Source organism: Pseudomonas sp. PvP100 (genome assembly GCF_017833055.1).
Classification (GTDB): domain Bacteria; phylum Pseudomonadota; class Gammaproteobacteria; order Pseudomonadales; family Pseudomonadaceae; genus Aquipseudomonas; species Aquipseudomonas syringae.
The window spans coordinates 3,556,203-3,567,123 of record NZ_JAFIBO010000001.1 but is presented as its reverse complement, the minus strand read 5'-3'; the positions used below and the strand labels follow the sequence as shown (position 1 = coordinate 3,567,123).

The 10,921-nt window shown below is 58.6% G+C and carries 8 protein-coding genes; all 8 read right to left on the bottom strand.

What is annotated here, in order from left to right:
- Nucleotides 1-25: 25 nt before the first annotated feature.
- On the bottom strand, nucleotides 26-1,000 hold the full coding sequence (locus tag JOE39_RS15210) for a peptide ABC transporter ATP-binding protein (RefSeq protein ID WP_003313770.1): 975 nt from the start codon (nucleotides 998-1,000) through the stop codon (nucleotides 26-28).
- Entirely contained in the window at nucleotides 1,000-1,968 is a 969-nt protein-coding gene (locus JOE39_RS15205) for an ABC transporter ATP-binding protein (RefSeq protein ID WP_003424625.1), read from the bottom strand. Before JOE39_RS15205 ends, JOE39_RS15210 begins: the two co-directional genes overlap by 1 nt.
- Before the next feature lie 10 nt (nucleotides 1,969-1,978).
- Nucleotides 1,979-2,890 carry an ABC transporter permease subunit gene (locus tag JOE39_RS15200; RefSeq protein ID WP_002555194.1) on the bottom strand — a complete coding sequence of 304 codons (912 nt, stop codon included), beginning with the start codon at nucleotides 2,888-2,890 and terminating at the stop codon, nucleotides 1,979-1,981.
- A 10-nt stretch (nucleotides 2,891-2,900) separates the two neighbouring features.
- Complete coding sequence (locus JOE39_RS15195; protein ID WP_003313766.1) at nucleotides 2,901-3,911, bottom strand: ABC transporter permease subunit; 1,011 nt, start codon at nucleotides 3,909-3,911, stop codon at nucleotides 2,901-2,903.
- Nucleotides 3,912-3,985: 74 nt separating this feature from the next.
- Nucleotides 3,986-5,581 carry an ABC transporter substrate-binding protein gene (locus tag JOE39_RS15190; RefSeq protein WP_003396291.1) on the bottom strand — a complete coding sequence of 532 codons (1,596 nt, stop codon included), beginning with the start codon at nucleotides 5,579-5,581 and terminating at the stop codon, nucleotides 3,986-3,988.
- A gap of 82 nt (nucleotides 5,582-5,663) precedes the next feature.
- Nucleotides 5,664-7,079 (bottom strand): OprD family porin, encoded by a 1,416-nt coding sequence (locus JOE39_RS15185; protein ID WP_003313762.1) that lies wholly within the window; start codon nucleotides 7,077-7,079, stop codon nucleotides 5,664-5,666.
- A gap of 156 nt (nucleotides 7,080-7,235) precedes the next feature.
- The gene (locus JOE39_RS15180; RefSeq protein ID WP_003396295.1) at nucleotides 7,236-8,828 is read right to left on the bottom strand and encodes an ABC transporter substrate-binding protein; all 1,593 of its coding nucleotides are present in this window, start codon (nucleotides 8,826-8,828) and stop codon (nucleotides 7,236-7,238) included.
- Between the two features lie 319 nt (nucleotides 8,829-9,147).
- Complete coding sequence (locus JOE39_RS15175) at nucleotides 9,148-10,776, bottom strand: ABC transporter substrate-binding protein (protein WP_024665800.1); 1,629 nt, start codon at nucleotides 10,774-10,776, stop codon at nucleotides 9,148-9,150.
- Nucleotides 10,777-10,921 lie beyond the last annotated feature (145 nt).

Here is a 10,921-nt window from a genome sequence, read left to right as displayed (position 1 = left end):
GTAGCTTGTAGCTTGTAGCTTGTAGCTACGCCGCTACAAATTGCTCGGCGTAATGGCAAGCCACCTGGCGGTTATCCACCAGGCGCAGCTCTGGCACTTCGGCTGCACAACGCTCGGTCGCATACGGGCAGCGCTTGTGGAAGGCACAGCCGCTTGGCGGGTTGAGCGGGTTGGGCAGCTCGCCGACGATCTTGATCTTCGGCTTGAGCGGGTCCGGGTGGATGGTCGGGGTCGCCGACAGCAGCGCCTGGGTGTACGGGTGCAGCGGACGGTTGTAAATCTCTTCCTTGGGACCCATTTCCGCAGGCCGGCCCAGGTACATCACCAATACCGTATCGGCGACATGACGCACCACCGACAGGTTGTGGGAGATGAACACATAGGCGGTGTTGAATTCCTGCTGCAGGTCCATGAACAGGTTCAGTACCTGCGCCTGAATCGACACGTCCAGCGCTGAAGTCGGCTCGTCCGCTACCAGCACCTTGGGTTGCAGCATCATCGCCCGTGCCAGCGCGATACGCTGACGCTGACCGCCGGAGAACATGTGCGGGTAGCGCTGATAGTGCTCAGGGCGCAAACCGACCTGAGCCATCATCGCCTGCACTTTCTCGCGGCGTTCGGCGGCTGACAGGCTGGTGTTGATCAGCAGCGGCTCGCCGAGCTGATCCCCGACTTTCTGCCTTGGGTTGAGCGATGCATAAGGGCTCTGGAAGACCATTTGCACGTCCTTGCGCAACTGCTTGCGCTCGGCCTTGCTGGCCCCGGCAACTTCCTGGCCGGCGATTTTCAGCGAGCCGGATGACGGCTCTTCGATCAGCGTCAGCGCGCGTGCCAGTGTCGATTTGCCACAGCCGGACTCGCCGACCACAGCCAGGGTCTTGCCGGCTTCCAGTTCGAAGGACACGCCATTAAGCGCACGCACCAGCGCTGTGCCCTTGAACAGGCCGCGGGAGACTTCGTAGTGACGGGTAAGGTCGCGGGCGGTCAGTACGACGCTCATTACGCCACCTCCTGATTCAAGGGATAGAAGCAGCGTGCCAGGCTGTGCGCCTTGGGATCAAGGGCAGGGCGTTCGGTTCGGCAGTTGTCGCGCACGTACGGGCAGCGCGGTGACAGCAGGCAACCCTGTGGACGGTCATAGCGGCCCGGGACCATGCCCGGCAGCGTGGCGAGGCGCTCGGCGCCCATGCTGTGCTCGGGAATGGCGGCCAGCAAGGCTTCGCTGTACGGGTGGGCAGGAACATCGAACAGCCCCGGCACCTGACCGACTTCGACAGCCTGACCGGCGTACATCACGCAGACACGCTGGGCGGTTTCAGCCACCACAGCCAGGTCGTGAGTGATCAGCACCAGTGCCATGTCCTGCTCTTTTTGCAGGCTCAGCAGCAGTTCCATGATCTGCGCCTGAATGGTCACGTCCAGGGCAGTGGTCGGTTCGTCGGCGATCAGCAGTTTTGGTTCTCCGGCAATCGCCATGGCAATCGCCACACGCTGGCTCATGCCACCGGATAATTGGTGCGGGTAAGCATTCAGGCGCGCGGCGGCGCCAGGGATCTCGACCTTTTCCAGCAGTTCCAGTGCACGCTGGCGTGCGGCTTTGCCCGACATGTTCAGGTGCTGGCGCAGCACTTCCTCGATCTGGAAGCCCACGGTATAGCTGGGGTTCAGAGCGGTCATCGGGTCCTGAAAGACCATCGCCAGGTCTTTGCCGATGATGCGTCGACGCTGCCGCGAGTTGAGCTTGAGCAGGTCGTTGCCGTCGAAGTTGAGCGCGTCGGCGGTAATGATGCCGGGGGAATCGATCAGCCCCATCAGCGCCATCATGGTCACCGATTTACCGGAGCCCGATTCGCCGACGATGGCCAGTACTTCACCCTTTTCGACGCTCAGGGACAGGCCGTCCACAACAGGTACGGCCTTGGTGTCGCCGAAGCGGACGTTGAGATTCTTGATTTCAAGAAGTGACATGCGAATCTCCTCAGGCGGCGTTCTTGAGTTTCGGGTCCAGCGCATCGCGCAGACCGTCGCCCATCAGGTTGATTGCCAGCACGCTGAGCAAAATAGTCAGACCTGGCAGGCTCACCACCCACCAGGCACGTTCGATGTAGTCGCGCGCCGAGGCGAGCATGGTGCCCCATTCAGGCGTCGGTGGCTGTACGCCCAGACCCAGGAAGCCCAGCGCTGCGGCGTCGAGGATTGCCGACGAGAAGCTCAGGGTGGCTTGAACGATCAGCGGTGCCATGCAGTTGGGCAGCACGGTGATGAACATCAGGCGCGGCAGGGTGGCACCGGCCAGACGGGCGGCCGTCACGTAGTCGCGGTTCAGCTCGCCCATCACCGCAGCGCGGGTCAGACGAACATAGGAAGGCAGCGACACGATGGCGATGGCGATCACGGTGTTGATCAGGCCAGGGCCGAGAATCGCCACGATGGCCACAGCCAGCAGCAGCGAGGGCAGGGCCAGCATGATGTCCATCAGGCGCATGACCGAAGGGCCGAGCACGCGAGGGAAGAAGCCCGCCAGCAGACCCAGCAGAATGCCGGGGATCAGCGACATGACCACCGATGCCAGACCGATCAGCAGCGACAGGCGCGAGCCCTGGATCAGACGCGACAGCAGGTCGCGGCCCAGTTCGTCGGTGCCCAGGATGAATTGCCATTGACCGCCTTCGAGCCACACCGGAGGCGTCAGCAGGAAGTCGCGGTATTGCTCGCTCGGGTCATGGGGGGCAACCCAGGGCGCGAACAGGGCGCAGAACACGATCAGGATCATGAACAGCAGGCCGGCAACCGCGCCTTTGTTTTTCGAGAAGGCTTGCCAGAATTCTTTGTACGGGGATGGGTAAAGCAGGCTTTGATCGACTGCTACCGCAGGAGTAGGGGTGCTCATATCGATGATCTCAGCGCTGGTGACGAATGCGTGGGTTGGCAAAGCCGTAGAGGATATCCACCACGAAATTGACCAGGATCACCAGACAGGCGATCAGCAGAATGCCGTTTTGCACGACCGGGTAGTCCCGGGCGCCAATGGCTTCGATCAACCACTTGCCGATACCCGGCCAGGAGAAGATCGTTTCGGTCAGTACCGCACCGGCCAGCAATGTACCGATTTGCAGACCGAACACGGTCAGTACCGGAATCAACGCGTTGCGCAGGCCGTGAACGAATACCACGCGGGCGGGCGACAGGCCTTTGGCACGAGCGGTACGCACATAGTCTTCACGCAGCACTTCGAGCATCGACGAGCGGGTCATCCGGGCGATCACCGCCAGCGGGATGGTGCCCAGCACGATGGCTGGCAGAATCATGTGGTGCAGAGCATCGAGAAACGCGCCCTGTTCGTCACTGAGCAGCGTGTCGATCAGCATGAAGCCGGTGACCGGCGGAATGTCGTACAGCAGGTCTATTCGCCCTGAAACCGGCGTCCAGCCCAGCGTTACCGAGAAGAACATGATGAGGATCAGGCCCCACCAGAAGATCGGCATGGAGTAACCGGCGAGGGAAATCCCCATGACCCCATGGTCGAACAGGGACCCTCGCTTGAGTGCGGCGATCACCCCGGCCAGCAGGCCGAGAATACCCGCGAAAATCAGCGCCGCCAGCGACAACTCCAGGGTTGCCGGGAACAGCGAAGTGAATTCGGACCAGACACTGGTGCGTGTACGCAACGATTCACCGAGGTCACCCTGGGCGAGCTTGCCGATGTAATCGATGTACTGGGCGTAGAGGGGTTTGTTCAGACCCAGACGCTCCATGGCCTGAGCGTGCATTTCCGGATCGACACGGCGCTCACCCATCATGACTTCGACCGGGTCGCCCGGAATCAGACGAATCAGGGCGAAGGTCAACAAGGTGATGCCGAAGAAAGTGGGTATCAGCAACCCCACTCGGCGGGCGATAAAACTAAACATCTTGGTGTGTACCTCATCAGCCGGTTAGGCGTGCTCCGGCGAGTCTCGGGTTATGAGCTCGCCGGATTATTTTTCTACTTCACCTGGGTAGTGGCGAAGTTGTTGGTTGTGAGCGGGCTGATTTGGTAGCCCTCCACATTTTTACGCATAGCCGTGAACATTCTGGTGTGAGCCATGCTGATCCACGGCTGATCCTTGTTGAATATTGCCTGGGCCTGTTCATAGAGCTCTGCGCGTTCGTCGGGGTTCACTGTTTCACGCGCCTTATCGATCAGCTTCTGGAAATCGGCGTTGCACCAGCGTGCATAGTTCTCGCCGTTTTTCGCCGCTTCACAGCTCAGCATCGGAGTCAGGAAGTTATCAGGGTCGCCATTGTCGCCTGCCCAGCCTGCAGACACCATGTCATGTTCGCCATTCTTGGCACGTTTGAGCATTTCACCCCATTCCATGACGCGAATGTCGATCTTGATGCCGATCTTCGCCAGGTCGGATTGCATCATTTGTGCGCCGAGCATCGGGTTGGGGTTGGTCGGACCACCGCCGTTGCGGGTAAACAGGGTAAACGTGGTGCCTTCCGGCACGCCAGCTTCCTTCAGCAAGGCGCGTGCCTTGTCGAGGTCGATCGGTGGGTTCTTCAGGTCTTTGTTATAACCCAGCAGAGTCGGCGGATACGGGTTGACCGCTACCAGCGCATTGCCCTTGCCGAACACCGCGTTGACATAAGCGTTTTTGTCGAACGTCATGTCAATGGCTTTACGGACGCGCACGTCGCTCAGGTACTTGTGCGTGGTGTTGATAGCGATGTAGCCGGTGGTCATTGCCTCCAGCTCATCGATTTTCAGATTCGGGTCTTTCTTGATGCTTGGCACGTCGTCCGGCTTCGGATACAGCGCGATCTGACATTCGTTGGCCTTGAGCTTCTGCAGGCGCACGTTGTTGTCGGTGGCGATAGCCAGAATCAGGGCATCGGCAGGCGGCTTGCCGCGGAAATAATCCGGGTTGGCCTTGAAGCGTACCTGTGCATCCTTGGCATAGCGCTGGAAGATGAACGGGCCGGTGCCGATCGGCTTGCTGTTGAGGTCGCCGGTCTTGTTGGCTTTCAACAGCTGGTCGGCGTATTCAGCCGGGTAGATCGACGCGAAGGCCATCGCGAGGTCGGCCAGGAATGGCGCTTCGCGGCGGGTCAGGGTGAACTTGACGGTATAGTCGTCAGTTTTCTCGACGCTTTTCAGCAGCTCTTTGAAGCCCATGCTTTCAAAGTAGGGGAAGCCGACGCTCGATTTGTCATGCCAAGGGTGCTTCGGGTCCAGCTGACGCTGAAAACTCCAGAGCACATCGTCGGCGTTCATGTCGCGGGTCGGTTTGAAGTAATCGGTGGTGTGGAACTTGACGCCTTTACGCAGGTGGAAGGTGTACGTCAGGCCGTCGTCGCTGATCTCCCAAGAGTCAGCCAGTGCAGGAATCACTTCCGTGGTGCCGGGTTTGAAATCCGCGAGGCGGTTGAACATGGTTTCAGCCACGGCATCGGCCGTCACTGCTGTCGTGTATTGCACCATGTCGAAGCCTTCGGGGCTGGCTTCGGTGCAGACCACCAGGGGTTTTGCCGAAACACTGACGGCGACGCTGAGCAGGGCCAGGGCAATCGAGTTGCGTAGCGATAACAGTTTCATTGTGAACCCTCCATAGAGTTGACGCCGATGGTGATGTTCGGACGCAAGGCTGCTGCCTTGCGCCTGAACGGTTTTCAGCGAATCAAAGAATGTTGAACGGAACAGTGGTCACCAGGCGGAATTCGTTGATGTTGCCATCAGCCTGATTCTCGCTGGCGCGGTGAGTGGTGTACGTGGCGCGGATAGCGGTAGCCTTGAGCGGGCCGGACTGCACGGAGTACGATGAACCGATACCGTATTCGTAGTGAGTCTCGCCGTCCATTGCGTTTACGCCGCTCGCTGTCCGGACACCATTGATTGTCTGGACGTCGCCATAGACGTTGCCTTTGTATTTGGTACCGTCGATGTCCCAGCCACGTGCCTGGTAGATGTTGAATTTCAGGCCCGGCACGCCGTATTCGGCCATGTTCAGTACATAGGCGATCTGCAGGGACTTCTCGTTCGGGCCGTTGAAGTCCGAGAGCAGGGAGTTGGCCAGGAAGATCGCGTTGGTATCGTGCGCATAGTCGAAGTACTCATCGCCAGACACTTGCTGATAGGCAAGGCTGATGCTGTGAGCGTTATGCGTACCGGTGAAGGACAGGCTGTAGGTATCGTTGTCGATAGGGCCTTGTTTGCTTTGACCCGAGTCCTTGGTTTTGTAGTAGTTCAGGTTGGTGCTGAGCGCCAGTGCCTTGCTGTCACCCAGTTCGTGGGTGAAGCCGAAGTAGTACTGGTGCCAGAAATCTTCCAGGTTCGATGCATAAAAGCTGGTTGTCAGGCTGTCGGTCGGCTTGTAGTCAGCGCCGAACATGTCCAGACGGTCGGCGGTCTGGCTGCGATCACCGTACTCGGAGCGGAACTTGTCCAGACTCTGTTCCATACGTGGCGACACGCGGTCGAAACTACCTGCTTGAAAGGACAGGTTATTCAGCTCATCGCTCTGTACGGCAACACCCTGGAAGCTGGACGGCAGTGCGCGGTTACCGATGAAGGCGATGACCGGGGTGTTCACCGATTGGCGACCCATGGTCAGGACGGTGTTGGAAACCCGCGCCTTGACGTTGCCCAGGCCCATCTTGCTCCACTGACCGACTGCATCGCCGTCGCTGTGTGCCAGGGTACGGTTTGAGTTGCCGGCAAAGTCATCGGTATCACGGTCCAGCGCAATGGCGTTGTACAGCGCCAGTTCGGTGGAGAAACCTACAACGCCCTGCGTATAACCGGAGGTGTAGTTGACGATCGTGCCCTGCTGCCAGTTGATGCGACGCGAGGTCTGCTCGGCAACGCCGTTGTCGTTGTAACGGAACACTTCGCCGCGGCGCTTGAGTTCATTGGCGTACCAGTTACGGGTCGTGCCGGTCAGGTGTTGATCTTCGATAAAGCCGTTGGCATCGGCCTGTGCATTCTTTGAACTCAGCTCGGTCGGTACGAACGCCTGGCTTGCCGGTTCAGCCTGAACCAGTGCGCCAAACGACGAGAGAGACAATGCCAATAACGCAGTGCTAGTTGTTTTCACGATGTGCAGCTCCCTTTATTACTTTTTTATATGCCAGTTCTTTGAGCCTGGCTTTTGGTGGTGCAGGACTTTGGGTCCTGCGTTGTTATAGGTATCGACGCGCAAGTGCCCGCTCTCGCCGCGACACAAGACGGCGAGGGCGTGCGGGGTTTTCTATCAATCGACGATGCTGACGCCTGAGAAGTTATTGCGACCGAACGGGCTGACGTGGAAGTCCCTGACCTCGGCGCGCAATGGCTGATTGACGGTCGAGTGGGCAACCGGTGTGATCGGCACCTGCTCCTTGAGGTAGCGCTGCGCCTGTTGGTACAGGTCGGTACGCTTCGCGCGGTCAGTGGTCGCAACCGCGGCCTTGACCAGTTGGTCGTATTTTTCGTCGCACCACATCGAGTAGTTGTTGCCGCCAATCGCCGCGCAGCTGTAAAGCGTGCCCAGCCAGTTGTCCGGGTCACCGTTGTCGCCGGTCCAGCCGATCAGCGAGATATCGTGCTCGCCATTTTTGGTGCGTTTGAGGTATTCACCCCATTCGTAGCTGACGATCTTGACCTTGATGCCGACCTTGGCCCAGTCGGCCTGAAGCATTTCTGCCATCAGCTTGGCGTTGGGGTTGTAAGGGCGCTGAACCGGCATGGCCCACAGGGTCAGTTCGGTGCCTTCCTTGATGCCCGCGGCACGCAACAGGGTCCTGGCTTTTTCCGGGTCGTAAGGTGCGTCCTTGATGCTGTCATCGTAGGACCACTGGGTCGGTGGCATGGCGTTGACTGCCAGTTGCCCTGCGCCCTGATAAACCGCGTTGATGATCGCCTTCTTGTTGACGGCCATGTCCAGCGCCTGACGCACTTCCAGCTTGCCCAAAGGTTCGTGGCGCACGTTGTAGGAAATGTAGCCGAGGTTGAAGCCTGGTTTCTCGATGATCTGCAGGCTTTTGTCTGCCTTGAGGCTGGCGAGGTCCGCCGGGCGCGGGTTGACCGAGACCTGGCACTCGTTGGCCTTGAGCTTTTGCATGCGCGCAGAGGCGTCGGTCACGATGGCGAAGATCAACTGGTCGATTTTCACCCGGCTCGGGTCCCAGAAATCCTTGTTGCCCTTGTAGCGAATCTGCGAATCCTTCTGATAGCGCTGAAACACGAATGGCCCTGTACCGATAGGCTGCTGGTTGATGTCGCGCACGTCACCCTTGGCCATCAGTTGCTCGGCGTACTCGGCGGAGAGAATGCCGGCGAAGTTCATCGCGATGTTCTGGATGAATGCCGCATCGACCGTATTGAGGGTGAACACGACGGTCAGCGGGTCGGTCTTCTCAACGGACTTGATCTTCTTGTTCAGGCCCATGCTGGTGAAGTAGGGGAACTCGGTCGGGTAAGCGACACGGAACGGATGATCGGGCTTGAGCATCCGATTGAAGGTGAACAGCACGTCGTCGGCGTTGAAGTTACGGCTGGGCTTGAAGTTCTTGTTGCTGTGGAACTTCACACCCTCGCGCAGATGAAACGTGTAGACCAGACCGTCTTCCGAGATGTCCCAGGAAGTCGCCAGCGCTGGAACCACGGTGGTATCGCCTTGCTTGAATTCGGTGAGTCGGTTGTAGATCGGCTCGGATGCATCGTTATCGGTGGAGGAGGTGTATTGCGCACCGTCGAAGCCAGCCGGGCTCGCTTCGGAGCAAAACACCAGATTGCTTGCCGCCTGGGCAAACGGGGCCAGTGCCAACAGTCCCAGGCACGACGTCATCGCAAGAGTTTTACGCATGATGATCCCTATCCTCGAAGGATGAGCCGAGGCTCGAATGTCTAACTGACCCAAAGGCGTCGCCCCACGCAACTTCGCATGACATGCCCGGCACACCTGGACACGAAGCGACGGGCTTCCTGCCATTGCCGTTGCCCTTCGACGGTAAGTCGTCAGAGGTCCGCGGTATATAGGCTCGAAGGCTGCAAAGCTCGTAGGAAATATCTTAGTGATAGTAGAAGAATGCCGTTATCGGCACTTTTTCAACCCATCGCTCGGGGCTTATATTCAAGTAGAGCGGTTTGCTGCGCCGGGTGAGCGGCGCAGCAAACAGTCGCGTTTACTTGCCGCTCACGCTCACACCGTAAAAGGAGTTCAAGCCAAACGGGCTGATCTTGAAGTCCTGCACGCTGGTACGCATGGGTTGATAGACCGTCGAGTGCGCAATAGGCGTCATTGGCACGGCGTCTTTCAGGAGGTGTTGCGCCTGTTTGTACAGCTCGGTGCGCTTGGCCTGATCGGACGTTTCCTTGGCCTGATGGATCAGCGTGTCGAACGGCTTGTCGCACCATTTGGCAAAGTTGTTGCCATTCAGGGCGTCGCAGCCGAACAGGGTGCCGAGCCAGTTGTCCGGGTCACCATTGTCACCGCTCCAGCCAATCAGCATGGCGCCGTTCTCGCCATTCTTGGCGCGCTTGATGTACTCGCCCCATTCATAGCTGACGATCTTGGCGTTGATACCGATCTTCTTCCAGTCGGACTGGAGCATCTCGGCCATCAGTTTGGCGTTCGGGTTGTAAGGACGCTGAACCGGCATCGCCCACAGGGTGATTTCGGTGCCTTCCTTGATGCCGGCTTCCTTGAGCAGTTGGCGAGCCTTCTCGGGATCGTACTTGGCGTCCTTGATGGTGGTGTCATAGGACCACTGGGTCGGCGGCATGGCGTTGACCGCCAATTGACCTGCACCCTGGTAAACCGAGTCGATGATCTGCTGCTTGTTGACCGCCATGTCCAGTGCCTGACGCACTTTCAACTGAGCCAGCGGGTTTGGATGATCTTCGCCCTTGATCTCAGGCATCACGTTGTAGGCGATGTAACCCAGGTTGAAGCCTGCCTGATCGGGCATCTTCAGGTTCTTGTCGGCCTTGAGCGGTTCGAGATCGGCAGGGCGCGGATAAGCGGTGATCTGGCATTCGTTTTTCTTGAGCTTCTGCATGCGCACCGAAGCATCGGTGGTGATGGCGAAGATCAGGTTGTCGACCTTGACGTCTTCAGGCTTCCAGTAGTCCTTGTTGCCGGTGTAACGGATGTTGGAGTCTTTCTGGTAGCTCTTGAACACGAACGGGCCAGTGCCGATCGGCTGCTGGTTGATCAGCTCCGGCTTGCCTTCCTTGAGCAGCTTGGCAGCGTATTCTGCGGACTGGATGGACGCGAAGCTCATCGCCATGTTCTGGATGAACGCGGCGTCGACCTTGCCCAGAGTGAACTTGACGGTGTGGTCGTCGATCTTCTCGATTTTGGTGATGTTGGTGTCCATCGCCATATCGGTGAAGTAAGGGAATTCGGTCGGATACGCTTTGCGGTAAGGCATGTCCTTGTCGATCATGCGATTGAACGTGAACAGCACGTCATCGGCATTGAATTCACGGGTCGGCTTGAAGTACGGCGTGGTGTGGAATTTGACGCCTTCGCGAAGATGGAAGGTGTACGTCAGGCCATCATCGGAGATGTCCCATTTGGTCGCCAGGCCCGGCACTACGGCGGTGCCGCCGCGCTCAAACTGACTCAGGCGGTTGAAGATGGTCTCTGCCGAGGCGTCGAAGTCAGTACCTGTGGTGTATTGACCTGGATCGAAGCCGGCAGGGCTGCCCTCGGAACAGAACACCAGATTCGATGCAGCGTGAGCGAAAGGTGCGCTGGCGAGCAGGCTGGCGCCGATCAGAAACGGAATGACCGCGTGTTTGAGCATGGTTGCCTCAGTTGTTGTCATTTTTGATTAGAGGGAACGACCTCGTGAGCCGATCCGTCCGATACTTATGCAGGGGCCATACCCAAAGCAAGACAGTGAGGCGAAAGAAGCGACAAAGAGTGGCACGATCGTACAGGAATGTCGC